21 protein-coding genes are annotated in these 22,832 nt (G+C 66.8%); 6 read left to right on the top strand and 15 right to left on the bottom strand.

The genetic code is table 11. The features are described from left to right. Window positions 1-333 (top strand): NAD(P)(+) transhydrogenase (Re/Si-specific) subunit beta (locus tag A3AG_RS0115795; protein ID WP_167332271.1); only part of this gene is annotated, 333 nt, incomplete at its 5' end. Window positions 334-574: 241 nt separating this feature from the next. Then, window positions 575-1,621 (top strand): response regulator, encoded by a 1,047-nt coding sequence (locus tag A3AG_RS0115790; RefSeq protein ID WP_018006347.1) that lies wholly within the window; start codon window positions 575-577, stop codon window positions 1,619-1,621. A gap of 27 nt (window positions 1,622-1,648) precedes the next feature. On the opposite strand, the gene A3AG_RS0115785 is transcribed toward A3AG_RS0115790, so the two are convergent. From A3AG_RS0115785 to A3AG_RS0115745, 9 genes are all read right to left on the bottom strand, one after another. Next, the gene (locus tag A3AG_RS0115785; protein ID WP_018006346.1) at window positions 1,649-2,902 is read right to left on the bottom strand and encodes a THUMP domain-containing class I SAM-dependent RNA methyltransferase; all 1,254 of its coding nucleotides are present in this window, start codon (window positions 2,900-2,902) and stop codon (window positions 1,649-1,651) included. A 62-nt stretch (window positions 2,903-2,964) separates the two neighbouring features. Next, a complete protein-coding gene (locus A3AG_RS0115780; protein ID WP_018006345.1) occupies window positions 2,965-3,570 on the bottom strand; it encodes a 2-hydroxychromene-2-carboxylate isomerase in 606 nt (201 codons plus the stop codon). A gap of 65 nt (window positions 3,571-3,635) precedes the next feature. Then, entirely contained in the window at window positions 3,636-4,058 is a 423-nt protein-coding gene (locus A3AG_RS0115775; RefSeq protein WP_018006344.1) for a CopD family protein, read from the bottom strand. Between the two features lie 74 nt (window positions 4,059-4,132). Beyond that, window positions 4,133-5,413 carry a glutamate-5-semialdehyde dehydrogenase gene (locus tag A3AG_RS0115770; protein WP_018006343.1) on the bottom strand — a complete coding sequence of 427 codons (1,281 nt, stop codon included), beginning with the start codon at window positions 5,411-5,413 and terminating at the stop codon, window positions 4,133-4,135. A gap of 103 nt (window positions 5,414-5,516) precedes the next feature. Then, a complete protein-coding gene (holA, locus tag A3AG_RS0115765) occupies window positions 5,517-6,584 on the bottom strand; it encodes a DNA polymerase III subunit delta (protein ID WP_018006342.1) in 1,068 nt (355 codons plus the stop codon). A gap of 21 nt (window positions 6,585-6,605) precedes the next feature. Then, complete coding sequence (locus tag A3AG_RS0115760) at window positions 6,606-7,121, bottom strand: LPS-assembly lipoprotein LptE (protein WP_018006341.1); 516 nt, start codon at window positions 7,119-7,121, stop codon at window positions 6,606-6,608. A 44-nt stretch (window positions 7,122-7,165) separates the two neighbouring features. After that, window positions 7,166-9,787 (bottom strand): leucine--tRNA ligase, encoded by a 2,622-nt coding sequence (leuS, locus tag A3AG_RS0115755; protein WP_018006340.1) that lies wholly within the window; start codon window positions 9,785-9,787, stop codon window positions 7,166-7,168. A 170-nt stretch (window positions 9,788-9,957) separates the two neighbouring features. Then, a complete protein-coding gene (gene dapB, locus A3AG_RS0115750; protein WP_026164223.1) occupies window positions 9,958-10,755 on the bottom strand; it encodes a 4-hydroxy-tetrahydrodipicolinate reductase in 798 nt (265 codons plus the stop codon). Window positions 10,756-10,863: 108 nt separating this feature from the next. Beyond that, window positions 10,864-11,505, bottom strand: coding sequence for an outer membrane protein assembly factor BamE (locus tag A3AG_RS0115745; protein ID WP_018006338.1), 642 nt, complete (start codon window positions 11,503-11,505; stop codon window positions 10,864-10,866). A gap of 246 nt (window positions 11,506-11,751) precedes the next feature. Between A3AG_RS0115745 and fur the strand changes: the two genes are divergently transcribed. After that, a complete protein-coding gene (gene fur / locus A3AG_RS0115740) occupies window positions 11,752-12,183 on the top strand; it encodes a ferric iron uptake transcriptional regulator (protein WP_012353845.1) in 432 nt (143 codons plus the stop codon). A gap of 89 nt (window positions 12,184-12,272) precedes the next feature. On the opposite strand, the gene A3AG_RS0115735 is transcribed toward fur, so the two are convergent. The 3 genes from A3AG_RS0115735 to tkt all read right to left on the bottom strand — a co-directional run bounded on the left by A3AG_RS0115735 (window position 12,273) and on the right by tkt (window position 16,754). Then, window positions 12,273-13,268 carry a LysR family transcriptional regulator gene (locus A3AG_RS0115735; protein WP_026164222.1) on the bottom strand — a complete coding sequence of 332 codons (996 nt, stop codon included), beginning with the start codon at window positions 13,266-13,268 and terminating at the stop codon, window positions 12,273-12,275. A gap of 372 nt (window positions 13,269-13,640) precedes the next feature. Then, window positions 13,641-14,639 carry a type I glyceraldehyde-3-phosphate dehydrogenase gene (gene gap, locus A3AG_RS0115730; RefSeq protein WP_018006336.1) on the bottom strand — a complete coding sequence of 333 codons (999 nt, stop codon included), beginning with the start codon at window positions 14,637-14,639 and terminating at the stop codon, window positions 13,641-13,643. 81 nt (window positions 14,640-14,720) lie between these two features. Further along, complete coding sequence (tkt, locus tag A3AG_RS0115725; RefSeq protein WP_018006335.1) at window positions 14,721-16,754, bottom strand: transketolase; 2,034 nt, start codon at window positions 16,752-16,754, stop codon at window positions 14,721-14,723. A 300-nt stretch (window positions 16,755-17,054) separates the two neighbouring features. Between tkt and A3AG_RS0115720 the strand changes: the two genes are divergently transcribed. Genes A3AG_RS0115720 through A3AG_RS0115710 form a run of 3 tightly spaced genes read left to right on the top strand, consistent with a single transcriptional unit; the run spans window position 17,055 to window position 18,944 of the window. Then, the gene (locus tag A3AG_RS0115720; RefSeq protein ID WP_018006334.1) at window positions 17,055-17,507 is read left to right on the top strand and encodes a VOC family protein; all 453 of its coding nucleotides are present in this window, start codon (window positions 17,055-17,057) and stop codon (window positions 17,505-17,507) included. Next, window positions 17,507-18,268 carry a 16S rRNA (uracil(1498)-N(3))-methyltransferase gene (locus tag A3AG_RS0115715; RefSeq protein ID WP_018006333.1) on the top strand — a complete coding sequence of 254 codons (762 nt, stop codon included), beginning with the start codon at window positions 17,507-17,509 and terminating at the stop codon, window positions 18,266-18,268. The genes A3AG_RS0115720 and A3AG_RS0115715 overlap by 1 nt, the downstream gene beginning before the upstream one ends. Before the next feature lie 58 nt (window positions 18,269-18,326). Then, window positions 18,327-18,944 (top strand): YidB family protein, encoded by a 618-nt coding sequence (locus A3AG_RS0115710; RefSeq protein WP_018006332.1) that lies wholly within the window; start codon window positions 18,327-18,329, stop codon window positions 18,942-18,944. Window positions 18,945-19,027: 83 nt separating this feature from the next. On the opposite strand, the gene A3AG_RS0115705 is transcribed toward A3AG_RS0115710, so the two are convergent. From A3AG_RS0115705 to A3AG_RS0115695, 3 genes are all read right to left on the bottom strand, one after another. Beyond that, window positions 19,028-19,645 carry a barstar family protein gene (locus tag A3AG_RS0115705; RefSeq protein WP_018006331.1) on the bottom strand — a complete coding sequence of 206 codons (618 nt, stop codon included), beginning with the start codon at window positions 19,643-19,645 and terminating at the stop codon, window positions 19,028-19,030. Then, window positions 19,642-20,013 carry a guanyl-specific ribonuclease gene (locus A3AG_RS0115700; RefSeq protein ID WP_012353853.1) on the bottom strand — a complete coding sequence of 124 codons (372 nt, stop codon included), beginning with the start codon at window positions 20,011-20,013 and terminating at the stop codon, window positions 19,642-19,644. The genes A3AG_RS0115705 and A3AG_RS0115700 overlap by 4 nt, the downstream gene beginning before the upstream one ends. 377 nt (window positions 20,014-20,390) lie before the next feature. Continuing rightward, window positions 20,391-22,712 carry an NADP-dependent malic enzyme gene (locus A3AG_RS0115695; protein ID WP_018006329.1) on the bottom strand — a complete coding sequence of 774 codons (2,322 nt, stop codon included), beginning with the start codon at window positions 22,710-22,712 and terminating at the stop codon, window positions 20,391-20,393. Window positions 22,713-22,832 lie beyond the last annotated feature (120 nt).

Genomic DNA, 22,832 nt, shown 5'->3' with positions numbered 1-22,832 from the left:
CACATGAACGTGCTGCTGGCCGAGGCCGAGGTGCCGTACGACCAGGTCTTCGAGATGGAAGACATCAACAGCGAGTTCGGCCAGGCCGACGTGGTGCTGGTGCTGGGCGCCAACGACGTGGTCAACCCGGCGGCCAAGACCGATCCCAAGTCGCCGATCGCGGGCATGCCGATCCTGGAGGCGTACAAGGCCAAGACCATCATCGTCAACAAGCGCTCGATGGCGGCCGGCTACGCCGGCCTGGACAACGAGCTGTTCTACATGGACAAGACCATGATGGTGTTCGGCGACGCCAAGAAGGTGGTCGAGGACATGTTCAAGGCGGTCGACTAACGCCTCCGGCCAGTCTCCGACCCGCGCCGGCCGGGATCTTTCCGGTCCTGGCGCGGGCCATGGTCGTCCCCCGCCGGCCACCCCGGAAACAAGGGCCGGCCTTCCCCGCCATCCCGCCGCCAGGGCCCCTGCCCGCCAGGCGTGCCTTGCAAGGCAGCCATGGCGCGCTATACTGGCCTGCGAATACGCACGCTGGCTTGCCACTTGCGCCACGCCTGTGCCAACCCCTGCCCGCCGCTCCATGACCTTCAATCCGCACGACAGGAATCTGTCGGTCTTTCATCACCCGGTCCTGACTGTCCTTGTGGATGACAGCAAGTCCTTCATCGACAGCCTGGCGTTCCAGATGGATGCCGCGCGCGGCGTGATCACCTTCACCGACCCGCGCGAAGCGCTGCAGTGGATCCGCGAAGCCTACGCCACCCGCTTCCCGGGCTTCCTGCCGGTGCGCGTCACCCACGACGACCTGACCTTCCTGACCGAGCGCCGCACGGTCCAGCTCGACATCGACCGCATCTACCGCCAGATCCACGACGTCAACCGCTTCCTGCAGCCTGGCGTGGTGGTGGTCGATTATTCGATGCCGCAGATGGACGGCCTGGAATTCTGCCAGGCGCTGCAGGACCTGCCGTGCAAGACCATCCTGCTGACCGGCACCGCCGACGAAAGCATCGCCGTGCAAGGCTTCAACCACGGGCTGATCGACCGCTATGTGAAAAAGCACGACAGCAATATGGTGGAGCGGCTGGACCAGGAAATCGAAGCCATGCAGCAGGCGTACTTCGCCACGCTGTCGCGCACGCTGCGCGAACTGCTGACGCGGCATTCGTTCTCGTTCCTGTCCGATCCGGCCATGACCGAGCGCGTGCGCCAGCTGACCGCGCGCTACGGATTTGTCGAGTACTACCTGTACCCCAATCCCGCCGGCATCCTGCTGCTGACCGCACAGGGGCACGCCACCCTGATGGTGATCGAGACCCGCGCCGGGCTGATGACGCAGGTCGAGTCGGCCGAGGCCTACGATGCCCCCGCGGCCCTGATCGAAGGCCTGCGCGAAGGCCGGCTGGTGCCGTTCTTCTGGCCCGGCAACGGCATGTACACGCCGGCCTGCGTCGATTGGGAACAATACTGCCTGCCGGCCGAGCGCTGCGAAGGCAGGGAAGAATTCTTCTACGCGCTGTTCGACCTGCCGCGCCACCTGCTGCAGGAACCGGTGGTCAGCCTGCAGAGCTTCCTGGCGGATTTCAGCCGCAACCCCGACGCCTTGACGGGGCGCAAGCGCCCCTGACGCCACAAACCCGGCCCCTGGCCAGGGTCAGTCCGCCTGCGGCGCCCGGTTGGCGCCGCGCACCATGTCGAAACGGAACAGCCGGCACTCGATATTGCCGTTGTAGAGCGGCGTGCGGCGCGATTCCTTCAGCCGCAGCCGGCGCGGGAAGCCCAGATCGCCGGTGAATACCCACGCCTGCCAGCCGGCGAAATGCTGCTTCAGTGTGGTGGCGAAGGCGCTGGCGAACTGGTTGGCGGCGGCTTCTTCGACCTCGTCGCGCGGCACTTCGTCTTCCGGCGCGCGGCGCTGCCCGCGCACCGCAATGCGCTCGCCATACGGCGGATTCATCAGCAGCAGGCCCGGCTCGTCATAAGGCGGCTGCACGAAGCGCGCGTCCACCTGCTTGGTGCGCGCCTCGCCCGGCAGGCCGGCGCGCTCCCAGTTGGCGCGCGTGATCGCCAGCATGTCGGTGGAGATGTCCGAACCGACCACCTGCAGTTCATCGGCCGAGGCCAGCATGCGGACGCGCTGCGCGTCCGCCTTCAGCTTCTGCCAGGACTTGGTATCCATGCCCTTGAGCCATTCGAAGGCGAAGCTGCGGCTGCCGCCCGGCGCGATGCCCAGCGCCACCTGCGCGGCCTCGATCAGGAAGGTGCCGCTGCCGCACATCGGATCGTAGAAGGGCCGGAAGGTCTGGCCCGGGACCCAGCCCGCCAGGCGCAGGATGCCGGCCGCGAGGTTTTCCTTCAGCGGTGCCTCGCCCTTCTCGGTGCGCCAGCCGCGCTTGAACAGCGGCTCGCCGGTGGTGTCGAGATACAGCGTGCAGTCGCGCTCGGTGAGGTGGGCGTAGATGCGCACATCCGGGCTCACCGTGTCGACGCTGGGCCGGGCCCCGAGCCGCTCGCGCATGGCATCGCAGACGCCGTCCTTGACCCGCAACGCGATGAAATTGAGGCTGCGCAGCGGCGACTTGTGCGCCGTAACGTCCACGCGCAGCGACTCGTCGGGCGAGAACCACTGCTCCCAGCGCACCCCGCGCGCCAGCGTGTAGATGTCGTCCTCGTGCCGGTAGCCGCGCGCGGCCACGCGCATCAGCACCCGGCTGGCAACGCGCGAATGCAGGTTGACCGCATAGGCGGCAGCCATCTCGCCAGAGAAATTGACGCCGCCCGGCACTTCCTGGTGCACGGCGAACGGCGCCAGCGCTGCCATGCCCGGCATCGCGGCGATCTCGCGCAGCTCTTCGGCGAGCGCGCTCTCCAGGCCGCGCGGGCAAGGGGCAAAGAAGGCTTGGGTCATGAGAGGGTTCCTGCAAACAAAAACGTCCGCCGTGGCGGACGGGGAAGTATCGATAGCTTAGGTCAGGCCGCGGCCAAGGCGCGGTCGAGAAAATCGAGGCGGTCCTGGCCCCAGAACGGCTCGCCGTCGAACACGTACCACGGCGCGCCGAACACGCCGGCCGAGATCGCGTCCTGCGTGTTCTGCGCATAGGCGGCCTGCACCGACTGGGCTTCGCTTGCCTTGAGCAGGCCGGCGCCATCCAGGCCGGCCTCGTCGGCGATCTGCGCCAGCGTGGCGGCATCGGCGATATTGCGCTGCTGCGCCCACACCGCCGCGCCGATCGCGCCGGTCAGTGCCATCGCGCGCGCGGTGCCGTGCGCCAGTTGCGCGGCAATGATCAGCTTGCTGGCGGCGTCGCCCGACACCGGGAAGAACGTCGGCTCGACATGCAGCGGGATGTTCAGGAACGTGCTCCAGCGCCTGAGCTCGACCAGCCGGTACGCCTGCCGCTGCGGCGGGCGTTGCGCCAGCGGCAGCCCGCCGGAGACCGAGAACACCTTGCCGAGGTCACACGGCTTGAGGTTCACCTGCGCGCCGTGGCGCGCGGCGATGTCGCTGAAACGGGCATGGCCCATGTAGACGTACGGCGATTGCGGCGTCAGGTAGTAGTCGACCAGCTTGCTCATGTTGGTTTCCGCGATGGAATCAGGCAGCAATGTATAGGCGAAAAAAGCGCGAAACGCGGCCAGCCTCAGAACGGCTTGACCACGACCAGGATCACCACTGCCAGCAGCACCAGCACCGGCAGCTCGTTAAACCAGCGATAGAACTTGTGCGAACGCGCGTTGCGCCCCGCCTCGAACTTGCGCAACAGCACGCCGCAGCCGTGGTGGTAACCGATCAGCACCAGCACCAGCGCCAGCTTGGCATGCATCCACCCCTGCCCTGTGCCGCGGCCGATGCCATAGCCCAGGTACAGCCACAGACCGAATACCACCGCGGGCACCGCCAGCATGGTCATGAAGCGGAACAGCTTGCGCCCCATCAGCAGCAGGCGCTCGGTGCTGGCGGCATCGGTTTCCATCGCCAGGTTGACGAAGATGCGCGGCAGGTAGAACAAGCCGGCGAACCACGAAACGACGAAGACGATATGCAGCGCTTTGACCCAGAGCATCGGCGGACAGACCTTGGCTTGCGGTGGTTATTGTTGCTGGCGGGCCGGCTTCAGGTCCGGCTTCAGGTCCGGCATCAGGTCCTGATCTCGCCGTGACCGAACACCACGTACTTGAGCGAGGTCAGCCCTTCCAGCCCGACCGGGCCGCGCGCATGCAGCTTGTCGTTGGAGATGCCGATCTCCGCGCCCAGCCCGTACTCGAAGCCATCGGCGAAGCGGGTCGAGGCATTGATCATCACGCTGGCCGAATCGACCTCGCGGATAAAGCGCATGCCCGCCGAGTAGTTCTCGGTGATGATCGAGTCGGTATGGTGCGAGCCGTATTCGTTGATATGCGCAATGGCTTCATCAAGGCCCGCGACGGTCTTGATGGCCAGGATCGGGGCCAGGTATTCCAGGCGCCAGTCTGCCTCGGTGGCATCGACCAGGCCGCCGAAGCCTGCCGCTTCCAGCGTGGCGCGGGTGGCCGGGCACACGCGCAGTTCGACGCCCTTCTGCTGGTAGATGCGGCACAGCGGCGGCAGCGCGGCCGCGGCGATGTCCGCCGACACCAGCAGCGTCTCCATGGTGTTGCACGGCGCGTAACGCTGGGTCTTGGCGTTGTCGCAGACGCGCACGGCCTTGTCCAGGTCGGCGGCCGCGTCGATGTAGACGTGGCAGATGCCGTCGAGGTGCTTGATCATCGGCACCCGCGCTTCTTCCATCAGCCGCGCGATCAGGCTCTTGCCGCCGCGCGGCACGATCACGTCGACATATTCGGTCATGGTGATCAGCCGGCCTACCGCGGCGCGGTCGGTGGTCTCGATCACCTGCACCGCCTCGGACGGCAGGCCGGCCGCGGACAGGCCCTCGGCCACCAGCGCGGCCAGCGCGGTGTTGGATTCGATCGCCTCGGACCCGCCGCGCAGGATGGTGGCGTTGCCCGACTTCAGGCACAGCGCGGCGGCGTCGATGGTCACGTTGGGGCGCGACTCGTAGATGATGCCGATCACGCCCAGCGGCACGCGCATCTGGCCCACCTGGATGCCGGTCGGGCGGAACTTCATGTTGGAGATCTCGCCGATCGGGTCGGCCAGCGCGGCGATCTGCTCCAGGCCGGCGGCCATGGTGTCGATGGCCTTGTCCGACAGCGTCAGGCGGTCGACGAAGGCGGCGTCCTGGCCGTTGGCGCGGGCGCGCTCGACGTCGCGCGCGTTGACGGCCTTGAGCCGGTCGGCATCGCGGCGGATCGCCGCGGCAATGGTCAGCAGCGCGCGGTTCTTGTCGGCGGTGGAGGCACGCGCCATCGCGCGCGACGCGGCGCGGGCCTGGCGGCCGACGCGGTCCATGTATTGGTTGAGGTCGAGCTCGGTCATGTCAGTGGCCGGGGGTGATGGCCGTCAATGTATGTTTTCTCACTCTCCCGCTTGCGGGAGAGGGGAGCAAACCGCCAGGGGAGCAAGCCTCCGAGGCTTGCCGCTAGCGCGCAATCATCAGCGCCAGCTGTTGCAAGCCGTCCCACGGCTCGGCCGGCAGCGGCGCGCTGCCTGGCGGCGGCAGGTCCTGCAGGCCCTTGACCTGGCGGTCCAGCCGCGCGGCCAGCGCCAGGGCCGCTTCCAGCCGGGACTGCGACAGGCGCTGCGCCGCCTGCGGCACCAGCCGCTCGCGCGGGCCCCAGACGCGCAGTTCGCGCATCAGCACGCCCGCCGGCTTGCCCGCCGCGAGCCCTTGCCGGACCTTGGATAATACGCGAATTTCCTCGGTCAGCGCCCACAGCACCAGCACCGTGGCCTCGCCCTCGCCGCGCAGCCCTTCGAGCATGCGCACCAGCCTGGGCACGTCGCCCGCCAGCATCGATTCCGACAGCTTGAAGACGTCGTAGCGGGCCACGTTCAGCACCGCGTCGTGGACCTGGTCGAAACTCAGTTCGCCGGGCGGGTACAGCAGGCCCAGCTTCTGGATTTCCTGGTGCGCCGCCAGCAGGTTGCCCTCGACCTTGTCGGCGATGAACTGCAACGCGCGCCGGCCGCTTTCGGCGTTCGCGCCGCCCTGCACGCGCTGCTGCTGCAGCGCCAGCCGCTCGCCGACCCACGCCGGCAAGCGGGTACGGTCCACGGTGTCGACCTTGATCGACACGCCGGCGCCTTCCAGCGCCTGGAACCACGCCGACTTGGACGCGGCAAAGTCCAGCCGCGGCAGCGTCACCAGCATCACCACGTCGGGCGACGGCTGCGCGGCCACGGCGCGCAGCGCATCGCCGCCATCCTTGCCGGGCTTGCCCGAGGGAATGCGCAGCTCGACGATCTTGCGATCGCCGAACAGCGACATCGACTGCTGCGCCTCGACCAGCCGGCCCCAGTGGAAGCCGCGCTCGGCCACCAGCACCTCGCGTTCGGAGAAGCCGGCTTCGCGCGCCGCCGCGCGCAGGCGGTCGACCGCTTCCAGCACCAGCAGGTGCTCGTCGCCGTGCACCACGTACAGCGGCGCCAGCCCCTTGGCCTTGGCCTGGCGCAGGTGCGCGTCGAGCCCGTCGAGCTTGAGCTGCATGCCGTCAGCCTGCCCGCGCGCTCAGATCGCCTTGACGGCGGCCAGCCGGCGCATCAGCTGCTGCACGATGTCGCGCTGCATGTCGCGGTACAGCTGCTGCTCTTCGTAGTCCTTGGCCAGCGTATTGGCTTCGTTGTAGGTCAGGTCGCGCGTCAGCACCAGCTGCGACGGCGCGATCAGTTCCTTGCCGGCGGGGTCGCGCAGGCGGAAGGTGAAGCGCTGGGTCAGGCGGTATTCACGCACCACGCCCTCGGTCGTGATCGACAGGATGGTCTTGGTGCGGGTGTCCTGCAGCACGTCCAGCAGCGCGTCCGCCTCTTTCTGGTCGGCTACCACCTGGGTGTCCGAGCCGCCGCGGATGGCGCGGCGCAGGTCCGCGCCCATCAGCGAGTTGGGCGGGATGCCGATATACAGCCGCTTGAAGACGAAGTCCGAGTTGCCGCGCAGATGGAAGCCGCAGCCGGCCAGCAGGCCGGTGGCCGGCACTGCCAGCAGGGCCGCGAGCAGCTTGCGGCGTCCCAGGTTCAGTCGCTTCATGGTTGGCGATTCCTTTGTCAGGTTCCGGCGGGCGGACGGCGCGGTCAAAGCACCACGTTGACCAGGCGGCCAGGCACCACCACGATCTTCTTGGGCGCCTTGCCTTCGGCGAACTTGGCCACGGTGTCGCTGGCGGCGGCGGTGGCCTCGATCGCGGCGCGGTCGGCGTCGGCGGGCACGGTGATGCTGCCGCGCACCTTGCCGTTGATCTGCAGCACCAGTTCGATCTCGCTGCGCACCAGCGCGGCTTCATCGACCTGCGGCCACGGTGCGTCGAGCAGGTCGCCGCACTCGGCGGCATAGCCCAGCTGCTCCCACAGGCCGTGGGTGATGTGCGGCACCACCGGGTACAGCACGCGCAGCAGGATGCCGAAGCACTCCCGTCGCGCGGCCGGCGACGCGGTCTTGGCGTCGTCGAGCGCGTTCAGCATCTTCATGGTGGCGGACACCACGGTGTTGTACTGGATGCGCTGGTAGTCGTAGTTGGCCTGCTTGAGCACGCCGTGGATCTCGCGGCGCAGCTCGGCATCGTCCACGCCCGGCGCGCCGGCGGCACCGTCGCGGATGGCGGCGGCATTGGCATAGCCATAGTTCCACACGCGGCGCAGGAAGCGCGACGCGCCCTCCACGCCCGAACCGCTCCACTCCAGCTGCTGCTCGGGCGGCGCGGCGAACATCACGAACAGGCGCGCGGTGTCGGCGCCGTACTGGTCGATCAGCGCCTGCGGGTCGATGCCGTTGTTCTTGGACTTCGACATCTTCTCGATGCCGCCGATCACCACCGGCTGGCCGTCGGCCTTCAGCGTGGCGCCCACCGGGCGGCCGCGCTCGTCGGTCTGCACGTCGACGTCGGCCGGGTTGTACCAGTGCTTCTTGCCCGAGGCGTCTTCGCGGTAGAAGGTCTCGTTCAGCACCATGCCCTGCGTCAGCAGGTTGGTGAACGGCTCGTCGAACTTGACCAGGCCCAGGTCGCGCATGACCTTGGTCCAGAAGCGCGCGTACAGCAGGTGCAGGATCGCGTGCTCGATGCCGCCGATGTACTGGTCCATCGGCATCCAGTAGTCGTTGCGGGCATCGACCATGGTGGCCGCGTCCGGGCAGGTATAGCGCATGTAGTACCAGCACGAATCGATGAAGGTATCCATCGTGTCGGTCTCGCGGCGCGCCGGCTTGCCGCACGACGGGCAGGTGCACTGCAGGAAGCGCGGATCCTTGGCCAGCGGGTTGCCGGTGCCGTCCGGCACCAGGTCTTCCGGCAGCACCACCGGCAGGTCCTGCTCGGGCACCGGCACCACGCCGCAGCTGTCGCAGTGGATCAGCGGGATCGGCGTGCCCCAGTAGCGCTGGCGCGAGATGCCCCAGTCGCGCAGGCGCCAGGTGGTCTTCTTTTCGCCCAGGCCCATTGCGCCCAGGTCGGCGGCGATCGCCTCCACCGCGGCCTGGTAGCCGAGGCCGTCGTACTTGCCGCTGTGGATGCAGGTGCCGTGCTCCTTGTCGCCGTACCATTCCTGCCAGGCTTCGGTCGAGTACGGCTGGCCCTTCACGTCGATCACCTGCCTGATCGGCAGGCCGTACTTGTTGGCGAAGGCGAAGTCGCGCTCGTCATGCGCGGGCACGCCCATCACGGCGCCGTCGCCGTAGCTCATCAGCACGTAGTTGCCGACCCACACGTCGACCTTGTCGCCGGTGAGCGGATGCACCACCTGCAGGCCGGTCGGCATGCCCTTCTTCTCCATGGTCGCCATGTCGGCTTCCATGACCGAGCCGTGCTTGCATTCGTCGATGAAGGCGGCCAGTTCGGGGTTGTTCAGCGCGGCGTGCGTGGCCAGCGGGTGCTCGGCGGCAACCGCGCTGAAGGTCACGCCCATGATGGTGTCGGCGCGCGTGGTGAAGACGTAGAGCTTGCCGTCGTGGATCGGCTTGCCGTCCTCGCCCGGGATGTCATGGGTGAAGGCGAAGCGCACGCCCACGCTCTTGCCGATCCAGTTCTGCTGCATCACCTTGACGCGCTCGGGCCAGCCCAGCTGGTCCAGGTCGCCCAGCAGCTCCTGCGCATAGTCGGTGATGCGCAGGTAGTACATCGGGATCTCGCGCTTTTCGACCACCGCGCCCGAGCGCCAGCCGCGGCCGTCGATGACCTGCTCGTTGGCCAGCACGGTCTGGTCGACCGGGTCCCAGTTGACGGTGCCGGTCTTGCGGTAGGCGATGCCCTTCTCCAGCATCTTCAGGAACAGCCACTGGTTCCAGCGGTAATAGTCCGGGCTGCAGGTGGCGACCTCGCGCGACCAGTCGATCGCCAGGCCCATCGACTGCATCTGCTTCTTCATGTAAGCGATGTTGTCGTAGGTCCAGGCGGCCGGCGCCACGCCGTTGTTCAGCGCGGCGTTTTCCGCCGGCATGCCGAAGGCGTCCCAGCCCATCGGCATCAGCACGTTGTTGCCGTTCATGCGCAGGTAGCGCGCCATCACATCGTTGATGGTGTAGTTGCGCACGTGGCCCATATGCAGCTTGCCCGACGGGTACGGCAGCATCGAGCAGGCGTAGAACTTGGGCTTTTCCTTGCCGTCGGGCCCGGCTGCATGCTCCGACACGCGATAGGCGTCGATGGCTTGCCAGTGCTGCTGGGCGGCTTGTTCAACGGCGGAAGGAAGGTATTTGTCTTGCATGGTCGGGACAGCGGTCAAGGACAGCGTCTGCGCGGCAACTGGCCTGCCGGCATCCGGGAAGATTCGTTCGAAGGAAAGCGGCAGGCGCCAGTCTGGGCGCCCGCCCGGCGTGCAATGCTAAAGCAATCGATTATAACCGTGGCGGCAGCGCTGGCCGCCCCGCGCCGGCCTTACTTCAGGCCCAGCACGTCCTGCATGTCGAACAGCCCGGTCGGCTTGTCGGCCAGGAAGCGGGCCGAACGCACCGCGCCGTCGGCATACGACTGGCGGCTCGACGACTTGTGGCTGATCTCGATGCGCTCGCCGATGCCGGCAAACATCACGGTGTGGTCGCCCACGATATCGCCGCCGCGGATGGTGGCAAAGCCGATCGAACCGGGATCGCGCTCGCCGGTATGGCCTTCGCGGGCGAAGACGCCGCAGGTCTTCAGGTCACGGCCCAGCGCATCGGCGATCACTTCGCCCATCTTCAGCGCGGTGCCCGACGGGGCGTCGACCTTGAAGCGATGGTGGGCCTCGATCACCTCGATGTCATAGCCGCTCGACAGCAGCCTGGCCGCCACTTCCAGCAGCTTGAAGGTGGCATTGACGCCGACGCTGAAGTTGGCGGCAAAGACGATGCCGATCGACTTGGCGGCCTCGGCCAGCGCGGCCTTGCCGGTGTCGTCGAAGCCAGTGGTGCCGACCACCATCTTGACGCCCAGCTTCTTCGCCGCTTCCAGGTGCGCCAGCGTGCCTTCCGGACGGGTGAAGTCGATCAGGCAGTCGGCGCCGGCCAGCCCGGCTTCCACGTCCGCGGTGATTGCGACGCCGGTGTTGCGGCCCAGGAACAGGCCCGCATCCTGGCCCAGCGCCGGCGAGCCCGGCACGTCGAGCGCGCCCGACAGCTTCACGCCTTCGGTGTTCAGCACTTGTTCGATCAGCATGCGGCCCATGCGGCCCGATGCGCCTGCGATGGCGATGTTCATGGTGTCTGGCTCTGCGGAATATGCGCGGTGCGCGAAAGGAAAGCGAGCCGGCCATGCCTGGCCGGCCCGGAAAACCGGCGGCGCGCCGCGGCGGGCGCGCGTCATGGATCAGTTGGCGGCGGGCTTGGCCGCGTCGGCCGGGGCAGTGGCCTGGGCCGGCGCCGATGGCTCGGCGACGGGCTGGGCCGCCTGCGCCGGTTGCGCGCCCGCGCCGGTCGCTTCCGGCTGCTGCGCCTGCCGCGGCACGAAGTTCTCGACCGTGGTCTGCTGCTCGGGCGGGGCCGCGGCTGCGCTGGTGGAGATCTTGCCCGGCGTCTGCTCCTTGAGCGCCTTCTTCATGCCGTCGATTTCGGCGATCAGCTCGTACTCGGACGGCAGTTCGTCGCCGCCAAACTTGACCAGGCGGTCGCCGTCGAAGAACACCGTGTAGCGGCGCTGCTGCACCACCGAGGTATTGCCACGGCGGAAAGAAAACACGTAATCCCAGCGGTTGGCATGGAACACGTCGGTCAGCAGCGGCGTGCCAAGCAGGAACTTGACCTGGTCGCGGGTCATGCCCTCGCGCAGCTGCGAAGCGGCTTCGCGCGAGACGAAGTTGCCCTGCACGATGTTGATCCGGTACGGCGTGATGGCGTTGGCTACCTTGCGCGAAGTGGAATCGTAGGCCGAGCAGGCGCCGGCCAGCAGGGCCGCGGCCAGCAGGGAGACAACCAGCGTCGGACGCATGGCGGACGAACGGATAGAACGCATGGATCTCGTTTCCGGAGGGAAAGAAAAGTAACGCGGCAGAGGACGGGCGGCGCAGGCATAAAAATGGCGCAAAATGCGCCGATTGCACCACACCAGCCGCCAGCATCTGCCGCAGCAACCACATGGGGCGGCAGCCTCGCCGGGCACGCGATGCCGACCTCGGGACATCGTCGGCACGAGCGACTTTTGCTGCCAAAACCCTTATGATTCAACTATCCAGACATTGTACTCTAGGGAGTCACCCACATGCCGAGTCCGGCGGACCTCAAGAATATCGGCCTGAAGGCGACCGTGCCCAGGCTGAAGATTCTTGAAATTTTTCAAACCAGCGAACAGCGTCACCTGAGCGCGGAAGACGTCTACCGCATCCTGCTCAACGAGCATATGGATATCGGCCTGGCCACCGTCTACCGCGTGCTGACCCAGTTCGAGCAGGCCGGCCTGCTGTCGCGCAACAACTTCGAGTCCGGCAAGGCCATCTTCGAGCTCAACGAAGGCAAGCACCACGACCACCTGGTGTGCCTGGATTGCGGCCGGGTCGAGGAATTCTTCGATTCCGAGATCGAGCAGCGCCAGCAAAGCATTGCGCGCGAGCGCGGCTTTACCCTGCAGGAACATGCGTTGTCGCTGTACGGCAACTGCACCAAAACAAACTGTCCCCACAGACCCAAACGATAAGCCGCTACTCGCTCCCTTGCGGAGCGCAGACGGGCAACAAAAAACCGGCGCCAAGCGCCGGTTTTTTGTTGGAGGCTTGCCGCCGAGGCTCAGCGCGCCTGCAGGTCCTGCAGGTCCTGCTCGCTTACCGCCCGTGCCGGGCGTGCCGGCGGCAGGCCGACGAACTCGCCCACCACCTGGCGGAACAGGCCACGCGCCCACACCAGCATCGGATGGGTATTGCGGCTGCGGTGCCAGAACATGTTCAGGCCGAGCGTGGTATTCAGCTCCGCCGGCAGCGGGAAGGCCTTCAGGCCATAGGTCTCGCAGGCCATGTCCTTGGTCAGCGCATTGACGGTGAAGATCATGTCGGTCTGCGAGGCCAGTTCGGCCTGGGCCCGCCATGAATGTACCGTCAGCGATGCGTTGCGCTTCAGGCCACGCTGCTGCAGCGCGTAGTCGAGCGGGATCAGCGACGGTGCCGGGCGCCCCGAGCCACCGGAGTGCGCCATGAAGATATGGCCGCAGTCCAGGTATTGCTCGAGCGTGCAGTGGCCCTTGAGCACCGGATGGTCCTTGCGCGCGCACACCCACAGGTTCAGCGACGTCACCATTTCCTCGACGATTTCCGGATGGCGGGTCGGGAACGGCGAGAATGCCAGGTCGAGCTCATTGGCGCGCATCGACGCCACGTCGGTTTCCCACGAGTGGGACTCGACCAGCTTGATATGCAGGTCCGGCGCCAGCGCCTTGATGCGCAGCACGAAACGGTTGAACACCGTATCGCCCAGCTCCGCGGCAAAGCCGATGCTCAGCGTGCCGGTGGCGGTGGCGGGGTCGAAGTTGTCCGCGTCGCCCTCGTTGATCGACGACCACAGGTCCAGCATGTCGCGGATCTTGGGTCCCAGTTCGAGCGCGCGCGGTGTCGGCGTCAGCCCGTGCGGGACGCGGATGAAGAGTGGATCGTCAAAGATTTCGCGCAGCCTGCCCAGCGAATGCGAGACCGCCGGCGCGGTCATGTGCATCTTCTCAGCCACGTAGGTGGCATTACGCTTGCTCAGCAGCTCGGTGAAGATCACTAGAAGCTTTGTGTCTACGTTCACCATGATCAGGCCCCCGGTCAGATTTTTCACAGCTAAGATGGCCCCACCACTTGCACTGGCTGCACATCAGATTTCAACAGCGTCTTAATAGTGTAAGAGGAAAAATCAGGCTCGGAAAGCAAATTCGGCATTTCTGAAAAGGTCGCCCATGGCATAACTGCGAAAAATTGCGCGATTTTGCGGCAATTGATCGTAGATGCGTACATTGGTGGCGGCGCAACCAGCACTTCGCCTCGGCTATCCCCAACCTTAGGGTTCCACTTTTATCATTCTTTTCTGACGCAACTATTTCAGTGGCGGCAGCAGACCAGCATCCTGCCTGAAAAAAGAAAAACGCGCCCGCGGGCGCGTTTTCCTGGGCGCGGAAGGCGCGGATTACTTGGCCACCACGCGGGCCATTTCCAGCACCTTGTTCGAGTAGCCCCACTCGTTGTCGTACCAGCTCACGACCTTGATGAAGGTGCCGTCCAGCGCGATGCCGGCTTCGGCGTCAAAGATCGAGGTGCGGGCATCGCCGCGGAAGTCGGTGGCGACGACCTTGTCTTCGGTGTAGCCCAGCACGCCCTTCAGGGCGCCCTGGCTCTGTGCCTTCATCTCGGCGCAGATTTCCTCGTACGACGCCGACTTTTCCAGTTCGACGGTCAGGTCGACCACCGACACGTCGGAGGTCGGCACGCGGAACGACATGCCGGTCAGCTTCTTGTTCAGCTGCGGGATCACCACGCCCACGGCCTTGGCGGCGCCGGTCGACGACGGGATGATGTTCTCCAGGATGCCGCGGCCGCCGCGCCAGTCCTTGTTGGACGGGCCGTCGACGGTCTTCTGCGTGGCGGTGGCGGCGTGCACGGTGGTCATCAGGCCGCGCTTGATGCCCCACTTGTCGTTCAGCACCTTGGCCACCGGGGCCAGGCAGTTGGTGGTGCAGCTGGCGTTGGAGATGATCGCCTCGCCCTTGTAGGTGTCGTGGTTCACGCCGTACACGAACATCGGGGTGTCGTCCTTGGACGGGGCCGACATGATCACCTTCTTGGCACCCGCGTCGATGTGCTTCTGCGCGCCTTCCTTGGTCAGGAAGATGCCGGTCGACTCGACCACCACGTCGGCGCCGATCTCGCCCCACTTCAGCTCGGCCGGATCCTTGACCGCGGTCAGGCGGATCTTCTTGCCGTTGACGACCAGGGTATTGCCGTCGACCGACACTTCGCCGTCAAAGCGGCCATGCACCGAGTCGTACTTCAGCATGTACGCCAGGTAGTCGGGCTCGAGCAGGTCGTTGATGGCAACGACTTCGATGTCCTTGAAGTTGGCGACGGCGGCGCGGAACACCATGCGCCCGATGCGGCCGAAGCCGTTGATGCCGATCTTGATGGTCATGACTGTCTCTCCTGAGGATCGATTGAAACCGGTGGGCGCCGCGTCTGCCGCGCGCACCGCGCGGCTCCAGCGCCCGGATGCTTAGATAAGGGTGTCCTTCACCGTACGGACCACGTTCTCGACGGTAAAGCCGAAGTGCTTGAACAGCACGCCGGCCGGGGCCGATTCACCAAAGGTGTCGATGCCCACCACCGCCTGGACCTGGTACTTCCACCAGAAGTCCGTCACGCCGGCCTCGACCGCCACGCGCGGCACACCGGCCGGCAGCACGCTGGCCTTGTAGGCGGTGTCCTGCTTGTCGAACACGGTGGTCGCGGGAACCGACACCACGCGCACGTGCACGCCTTCGGCGGCCAGTGCATCGGCGGCACCGACGGCCAGGCCCACTTCGGAACCGGTGGCCAGGATCACGGCGTCCGGGCGGCCGGTGCTGGTGTTGACGCTGTCGCGCAGCACGTAGCCGCCGCGCGCGATATTGGCGCGGGTGGCGTCGTCGCGCTGCTGGAACGGCAGGTTCTGGCGGCTGAAGATCAGGCAGCTGGGGCCGTTCTCGCGGCGGATCGCCTCGGCCCAGGCCACGGCGGTCTCGGTGGTGTCGGCGGTACGCCAGACGTCCATGTTGGGGATCAGGCGCAGGCTGGCGACGTGCTCGATCGACTGGTGCGTCGGGCCGTCTTCGCCCAGGCCGATCGAGTCATGGGTGAACACGAACAGCGAGCGGATCTTCATCAGCGCCGCCATGCGCAGCGCATTGCGGCTGTAGTCCGAGAACGTCAGGAAGGTCGCGCCGTAGGGAATGTAACCGCCATGCAGCGTGATGCCGTTCATGATCGCGCTCATGCCGAACTCGCGCACGCCGTAGTTGATGTGGTTGCCCCAGGCATCGACGCGCACGGCCTTGCTGCCCGACCAGTTGGTCAGGTTCGAGCCGGTCAGGTCGGCCGAGCCCCCGAGGAACTCGGGCAGCACCGGTCCGAAGGCTTCGATGGTGTTCTGGCTGGCCTTGCGGGTGGCGATGGTCTCGGCTTTTTCCTCGCACTTGGCGATGAAGGCTTCGACGGCAGCGTCGAACGCGCCAGGCAGTTCGCCCTTCATGCGGCGGGTGAATTCGCCGGCCTCGTACGGGTGGCGCTCGGCATACGATTCGAACAGCGCGTTCCAGGCACGCTCCAGCGCCTGGCCGTTGGCCTTGGCGTCCCAGGCGTCGTAGACCTCGGCCGGCACTTCGAACGGGGCGTGGGCCCAGCCCAGTGCCTCGCGCGTGGCCAGTACCTCGGCGCCGCCCAGCGGGGCGCCGTGCACGTCGTGGCCGCCTTCCTTGTTGGGCGCGCCCTTGCCGATCTTGGTGCGGCAGCAGATCAGGGTGGGCTTGTCGCTGGCCTTGGCCTGCGAAATTGCCAGGTCCACGGCGGTGACGTCGTGGCCGTCGATGCCGCGGATCACGTTCCAGCCGTAGGCTTCGAAGCGCTTCGGCGTGTCGTCGTTGAACCAGTGCACCACGTCGCCGTCGATCGAGATGCCGTTGTCATCCCACAGCGCAATCAGCTTGTTCAGCTTGAGCGTGCCGGCCAGCGAGCAGGCCTCGTGCGAGATGCCTTCCATCAGGCAACCGTCGCCCAGGAACACATAGGTGTAGTGGTCGACGATGTCGAAGCCCGGGCGGTTGAATTCCTCGCCCAGCAGGCGTTCAGCCAGCGCCATGCCGACCGCGTTGGTGATGCCCTGGCCGAGCGGGCCGGTGGTGGTTTCCACGCCCGGGGTGATGCCGTATTCCGGGTGGCCGGCGGTCTTGCTGTGCAGCTGGCGGAAGTTCTTCAGCTCTTCGATCGGCAGGTCATAGCCGGTCAGGTGCAGCAGCGCGTAGATCAGCATCGAGCCGTGGCCGTTGGACAGCACGAAGCGATCGCGGTCGGCCCACTGCGGGTTGCTCGGGTTGTGCTTCAGGTGCCGGCCCCACAGCGCCACGGCGATGTCTGCCATGCCCATCGGCGCACCGGGGTGGCCGGAATTGGCCTGCTGGACGGCGTCCATGGCAAGCACGCGGATGGCATCGGCCATCAGCTTGGCGGGCTGGGAAGCAAAAGGACTTGTGGCGGGATGGGCAAGGGCGGACATGCGGGCGGATTCGGCGTAAGCCTTGGCGGCAGGAAAACCGCAATTTTAGCAGAAGCTAGGGGGTTTTCCGGACTCCCGGACGCCCCGCCGGCCGAGTCCGGGCGATCATCGCAGGCCGCCCGCGCCGCCGCATGCCGCAATGGGAACCATCCGGGCCCCGGCATGCCTGATGCTTCACCCCGGCGCCGCTGCCCGCGCGGCCGCGCGGCACTTCGACAGCCTAGCGCGGCACGCGTAAGATGCACTCTCGCACCGCGCGGCACGCCGCCGCGCCGGGTTTCCCGCAATCAGGAGACGATCATGACCAGACCGGCCAACACCCCCTGGCTCACCCCCTACCTGACCGTCGCCAATGGCCGCGCCGCGCTGGATTTCTATGGCCGCGCCTTCGGCTTCACCCCCGGCAACGTGGTCGACGAGAACGGCGTTCCCACCCACGCCGAGATGCACTACCAGGGCCAACTGGTGGTGATGTTCGCGCCCGAGGGCGCGTGGGGCAGCACCGCGCGCACGCCGCGCTCGCTGGGCGTCGAGTGCCCGCAGACCTTCTATGTCTATTGCGACGATGTCGACGCCATGCACCAGCGCGCGGTCGATGCCGGCGCGGTCAGCCTGATGGCGCCGGCCGACCAGTTCTGGGGCGACCGCTACTGCATGGTCGAGGATCCCGACGGCTACCGCTGGGGCTTCGGCAAGCCGCTGGCCCAGGCCAACCAGGCAGGCCAGGCAGGCCAGGCAAGCCAGGAAAGCTGATGGCGCCACGATTTTTTGTCGGCGGCACCGACACCGTACTGGCCGCCGAGTCCGATTTCCCGCTGCCCGAGCCGGTGGTGCGCCACGCGCAGGTGCTGCGCCTGGCGCCGGGCGACGCCATCACCCTGTTCGACGGCCGCGGCGGCAGCCACGCCGCCACGCTGGTCGAACTCGGCAAGCGCCACGCGCTGGCGCGCATCGGCGCGCACGACGCCGCCGAGGCCGAGCCGCCCTTCCGCGTTACGCTGGCACAGGGCCTGGCCGGCGGCGACAAGATGGACTGGCTGATCGAGAAAGCCGTCGAACTTGGCGTCGCGGCGATCCAGCCGCTGCAGGCCAGCCGCTCGGTGGTGCGCCTGTCCGGCGAGCGCGCGCAGAAGCGCCAGGCGCACTGGCAGGCGCTGGTCCAGGCCGCCTGCGAGCAATGCGGCCGAAATCGTTTGCCGGCAGTGGCGGAGGTCACTAACTTGGATACGTGGCTGGCGCGCGCAGACCGGTCCGCCAACGGCGGCACCAGGCTGCTGGTGTCGCCGCGTGCCGCGCAAGCGCTGCCGGCGCTGGTGGCAGAACGACGCGAGGCCTTGCTGGCCGATGGCGTCACTCTGCTGATCGGCCCCGAAGGCGGGCTGGCCCCCGAAGAAGAACAGGCCGCGCTGCAGGCGGGGTTCACCGGCGTGTCGCTCGGCCCGCGCATCCTGCGCACGGAAACCGCCGGGCTCGCGTGCCTGGCAACCCTGAACGCCTTGCTGGGCGGATTCTGACGACAGGGCCGCCCCGGCCCGGTGTCACCTTGCAACCCCTGACTGAAAGGAGTCGACCATGGGACTAGTCGATAGCGTGCTGGGCGGTGTGCTCGGGCAGCTCGGCGGCGCGCGCGCAGAGAACGGCCAGGCCGGCGGGCTCGACCCCAAGCTGATGATGGCGCTGGGCCTGCTGGCAACGCTGGCCATGCGCCGGCGCGCGCAAGGCAGCGATGCCGCCGGCGACGCGCCCGCGGCCGATGATGGGCTGGGCGGGCTGGGCAGCCTCGGCGGGCTGCTGGGCGGCATGCTCGGCGGCGGCGCCGGCACCGCGCCGGGCGGCGCTACGGGCGGGCTCGACCTGGGCTCGCTGCTCGGCGGCCTGCTGGGCGGCCAGGGCGGCGCGCCGGCCAACAGCCAGGCGCTCGGCGCGGCCGCGGGCGGCATCGGCGCGCTGCAGCAGATCCTGGCGCAGGCCGGGCTCGGCGAACAGGTCGACTCATGGATCAGCAGCGGCCCCAACCAGCCGGTCACGCCGTCGGCATTGAGCGATGCGCTGAACGACACCGGCGCGCTGCAGTCGCTGGCGCAGAGCACCGGCATGTCGCAGGACGACGTCGCGGCGCAGCTGAGCGAAGGCCTGCCGGAACTGATCGACCGGCTCACGCCGCATGGCCATGTGCCGGCGCAGGAATAGGCGCCGCACCTGGCGCTGACAAGCAAAAAGCCCGCATCAGCGGGCTTTTTGCTTGGTATGCCGCGGCACGGCAGCCGGCGCGCTCAGGCGAACGAATAGAACACGCGGAACTGCACCTTGCGCTCGCCCCAGAACTCGGCGGCGTCGCGGAACACGTCGAGCAGCACTTCGCGCGCTTCCTTGTCGAACTTCTGCGCGATCGGCAGGCCCTCCAGCACGATCACGAAACCCGGCTGCGGGCCGGCCTTGTAGATCATGTCGGTCAGGCAGTCGGCCAGCGCGTCGAAATTCTTGCCGAAATGCTTGGGAAAGGTGAACGAGGTGGCGATCGTTTCCAGGATCTCCGCCTTGCTCGCGCAATGCGCGCAATTGGCATAGAGGAAATGCTGGCCGAGATCGGCCGCGGCCTGGGCCAGTTCCGGCACGCGGAAGGCGCGGATCGACTGGACGATGTTCGGGCGCACCGTCTTGAACAGGTTCATGGCCCCCTCGCTGGTGCCGTCGTTCCAACCGGGACCGGCGGGCATGGCCACGGGCGCGGTCGCGGGCGGGAGTTTTTGCATGAGCTCCTGGCTCGGCATCATCAGCACGTTGTCGTATAGGTTCTGGGCCTGCTGCTGAGCCCGCTGCCAGCCATCTCCGGCGCCGCGCTCTTCGCGGGCGGCAAGGGCGTCGCCCAGTCCGAAAATGTCAGTCATCATTTGAGTATCCGTTTGAAGCTGTTGTAGTGGTCTTCCGTGTAGTAACAATCGTTGGCAGCGCGCTGTTCCCCGCCGCAGACGATCCGCTTGGCTCCCCGGTTCCGGCTCCTGGCGCTCTTGACCGTGTATTCGCGGTAATAACCGCGTTCTCTTTGCGGCAGGATGCGTTCGTAGTTGCCGAATCGCGAGCCGTCCTTGTCATACGGGAAGGGGCCGCCGGCTTCGATGCGCTCCAGGGTCTGCCGCGCTTCGTTGGGCAACTGCTGCACTGCAATGGTTCCCAGCCCTTCGGTCTGCGCCTGGCGCGCCAGCGTCGGCTGCGCCAGGGCCAGCACCAGCGCCGCGCCGGTCAGGGACCGGGCCAGCATGCGCGTTGCCTGCCGCATCGGAGAAACTTGGAAACCCACGTTGCTTGTCTTGGTTGAACCGGAAATCGAGCCTGCCGCTGGTTGGGTAGACGATCTGGCCGGGCCACCCTGGCCTGCCCCTCTGCGCTGCGTGAAGCATCGCGCGAGGAATGCCGGCCGCACCGGGGCGCTCATGGCGAGCGCCTGTATCAAAGGCGTAAGGTTACGCGCATGCACGCAATTAATCAATCCCGCCCCTGTCGCAGCGCAATTTCTTCAATTGTTTCAATATGTTAAGCGTATGTGTGCGCATACTAACCACCATTGCGAGGCGATAAAAAAAGCCGGGCGAACCCGGCTTTTCGTACCTTGGCCCGCTCCGGGCCAGGTCAATCGGCTTAGCGCTTGGCAGCGGCGTCTACCACCACCAGCGACGTCATGTTGACGATGCGGCGCACCGTTGCCGACGGCGTCAGGATGTGGACCGGCGCCTTCACGCCCAGCAGGATCGGACCGATCGCGACGTTGTTGCCCGCGGCAACCTTGAGCAGGTTGTACGAGATATTGGCCGCGTCGATATTCGGGCACACCAGCAGGTTGGCCTCACCCTTGAGCGTGCCGTCCGGCACCAGCTGGTCGCGCAGCTTCTGGTCGAGCGCGCAGTCGCCGTGCATTTCGCCGTCGATCTCAAGCTCGGGCGCCTGCTCGCGCAGGATCGCCAGGGTTTCGCGCATCTTGCGCGCCGACGGCGCCTCGGACGAGCCGAAGTTCGAATGCGACAGCAGGCCGACCTTGGGTTCGATACCGAAGCGCTTCAGCTCTTCGGCGGCCATCAGCGTGATCGCGGCCAGTTCCTCCGCGCTCGGGTCGACGTTGACATGGGTGTCTACCAGGAAGATCTGGCGACCCGGCAGCACCAGGCCGTTCATCGCCGCATAGACCTTGTTGGTGCCGCCCAGCACCTGGTCGATATAGCGCAGGTGCGCCGCGGTGTTGCTGACGGTGCCGCAGATCATGCCGTCGGCCTCGCCCTTGTGCACCAGCATCGCGCCGATCAGCGTGGTGCGGCGGCGCATTTCCAGCTTGGCGTACTGGGGCGTGATGCCCTGGCGCGCCATCATGCGGTAGTAGGCGTCGGAATAATCGCGGAAGCGCTCGTCGTGTTCCGGGTTGACCACGGTAAAGTCCACGCCGGCGCGCAGGCGCAGGCCGAAGCGCTCGATGCGGTGCTGCAGCACGGCGGGGCGGCCGATCAGGATCGGGTTGGCCAGCTTTTCGTCGACGATCACCTGCACCGCGCGCAGCACGCGCTCTTCCTCGCCCTCGGCGAAGACGATGCGCTTCTTGTCCATCTCGACCTTGCGCGCGGCGGCATAGATCGGCTTCATCACCGTGCCGGAGTGGTACACGAACTGCTGCAGCTGCAGGCGGTACGCGTCCATGTCCTCGATCGGGCGCGCGGCCACGCCGGACTTCATCGCGGCTTCCGCCACCGCCGGCGCCACCTTGACGATCAGGCGCGGGTCGAACGGCTTCGGAATCAGGTATTCGGGCCCGAACGACAGGTCCTGGATGCCGTAGGCGGTGGCAACGATGTCGCTCTGCTCCTGGCGCGCCAGTTCGGCCAGCGCATTGGCCGCGGCGATCTCCATCTCGCGCGTGATGGTGGTGGCACCGCAGTCCAGCGCGCCGCGGAAGATAAACGGGAAGCACAGGACGTTGTTGACCTGGTTCGGGTAGTCGGTACGGCCGGTGGCCATCACCGCGTCCGGACGCACTTCCTTGACCAGTTCCGGCGCGATTTCCGGATTCGGGTTGGCCAGCGCCAGCACCAGCGGCTTGTCGGCCATGCGCTGGACCATGTCCTGCTTCAGCACGCCCGCCGCGGACAGGCCCAGGAAAATGTCGGCGCCGTCGATCACTTCGCCCAGCTTGCGCTTGTCGGTCTTTTGCGAGAAGCGGGCCTTTTCCGGGTCCATCAGCTCGGTGCGGCCCTCGTAGACCACGCCGGCCAGGTCGGTCACCCAGATGTTTTCGATCGGCAGGCCGATGTCGACCAGCAGGTCCAGGCAGGCCAGCGCCGCCGCGCCGGCGCCGGAAGCCACCAGCTTGACCTTGGCGATATCCTTGCCGACCACCTTCAGGCCGTTGATGATGGCGGCGGCGACCACGATGGCGGTGCCGTGCTGGTCGTCGTGGAAGACGGGAATCTTCATCTTCTCGCGCAGCTTGCGCTCGACGTAGAAGCACTCCGGTGCCTTGATGTCTTCCAGGTTGATGCCGCCGAAGGTGGGCTCGAGCGCGGCGATGATCTGGACCAGCTTTTCCGGGTCCTTTTCGTCGATCTCGATATCGAACACGTCGATACCGGCAAACTTCTTGAACAGCCCGCCCTTGCCTTCCATCACCGGCTTGGAGGCCGCGGCGCCAATGTCGCCCAGGCCCAGCACGGCGGTGCCGTTGGTGATCACCGCGACCAGGTTGCCGCGTGCGGTGTAGCGGAACGAATTGGCCGGATCGGAAACGATTTCTTCACAGGCTGCGGCCACGCCGGGCGAATATGCCAGGGCCAGGTCGCGCTGGTTCGACAGCGGCTTGGTCGGCGTGACCGAGATCTTGCCGGGAGTGGGAAACTCGTGATACTCGAGCGCCGCTTTGCGCAGCGCCTCGCGCTGCTGCTGTTTCAGATCGTCTTGGGACGGGGACTGTGGGCTGGTCATCGGCGCATCTTCCAATCGGTGGAGCCGTCATTGACAAGGCGGGGACGATCGGCGGACCGGCTCCACGCGTCCGCCCTTCTCTTCCTTTGGAACCCAGCATTTTATATAGTGAAAAACTAT

It is taken from the genome of Cupriavidus neocaledonicus (genome assembly GCF_000372525.1).
Classification (GTDB): Bacteria; Pseudomonadota; Gammaproteobacteria; order Burkholderiales; family Burkholderiaceae; genus Cupriavidus; species Cupriavidus neocaledonicus.
The sequence above is the reverse complement of the archived record's forward strand: the minus strand, read 5'-3'. Positions and strand labels throughout refer to the sequence as shown.

Coding starts and splice junctions, on each gene's coding strand:
- A3AG_RS0115790 (WP_018006347.1), top strand. CDS start 575: ATGACCTTCAATCCGCACGACAGGAATCTGTCGGTCTTTCATCACCCG.
- A3AG_RS0115785 (WP_018006346.1), bottom strand. CDS start 2,902: ATGACCCAAGCCTTCTTTGCCCCTTGCCCGCGCGGCCTGGAGAGCGCG.
- A3AG_RS0115780 (WP_018006345.1), bottom strand. CDS start 3,570: ATGAGCAAGCTGGTCGACTACTACCTGACGCCGCAATCGCCGTACGTC.
- A3AG_RS0115775 (WP_018006344.1), bottom strand. CDS start 4,058: ATGCTCTGGGTCAAAGCGCTGCATATCGTCTTCGTCGTTTCGTGGTTC.
- A3AG_RS0115770 (WP_018006343.1), bottom strand. CDS start 5,413: ATGACCGAGCTCGACCTCAACCAATACATGGACCGCGTCGGCCGCCAG.
- holA (WP_018006342.1), bottom strand. CDS start 6,584: ATGCAGCTCAAGCTCGACGGGCTCGACGCGCACCTGCGCCAGGCCAAG.
- A3AG_RS0115760 (WP_018006341.1), bottom strand. CDS start 7,121: ATGAAGCGACTGAACCTGGGACGCCGCAAGCTGCTCGCGGCCCTGCTG.
- leuS (WP_018006340.1), bottom strand. CDS start 9,787: ATGCAAGACAAATACCTTCCTTCCGCCGTTGAACAAGCCGCCCAGCAG.
- dapB (WP_026164223.1), bottom strand. CDS start 10,755: ATGAACATCGCCATCGCAGGCGCATCGGGCCGCATGGGCCGCATGCTG.
- A3AG_RS0115745 (WP_018006338.1), bottom strand. CDS start 11,505: ATGCGTTCTATCCGTTCGTCCGCCATGCGTCCGACGCTGGTTGTCTCC.
- fur (WP_012353845.1), top strand. CDS start 11,752: ATGCCGAGTCCGGCGGACCTCAAGAATATCGGCCTGAAGGCGACCGTG.
- A3AG_RS0115735 (WP_026164222.1), bottom strand. CDS start 13,268: ATGGTGAACGTAGACACAAAGCTTCTAGTGATCTTCACCGAGCTGCTG.
- gap (WP_018006336.1), bottom strand. CDS start 14,639: ATGACCATCAAGATCGGCATCAACGGCTTCGGCCGCATCGGGCGCATG.
- tkt (WP_018006335.1), bottom strand. CDS start 16,754: ATGTCCGCCCTTGCCCATCCCGCCACAAGTCCTTTTGCTTCCCAGCCC.
- A3AG_RS0115720 (WP_018006334.1), top strand. CDS start 17,055: ATGACCAGACCGGCCAACACCCCCTGGCTCACCCCCTACCTGACCGTC.
- A3AG_RS0115715 (WP_018006333.1), top strand. CDS start 17,507: ATGGCGCCACGATTTTTTGTCGGCGGCACCGACACCGTACTGGCCGCC.
- A3AG_RS0115710 (WP_018006332.1), top strand. CDS start 18,327: ATGGGACTAGTCGATAGCGTGCTGGGCGGTGTGCTCGGGCAGCTCGGC.
- A3AG_RS0115705 (WP_018006331.1), bottom strand. CDS start 19,645: ATGATGACTGACATTTTCGGACTGGGCGACGCCCTTGCCGCCCGCGAA.
- A3AG_RS0115700 (WP_012353853.1), bottom strand. CDS start 20,013: ATGCTGGCCCGGTCCCTGACCGGCGCGGCGCTGGTGCTGGCCCTGGCG.
- A3AG_RS0115695 (WP_018006329.1), bottom strand. CDS start 22,712: ATGACCAGCCCACAGTCCCCGTCCCAAGACGATCTGAAACAGCAGCAG.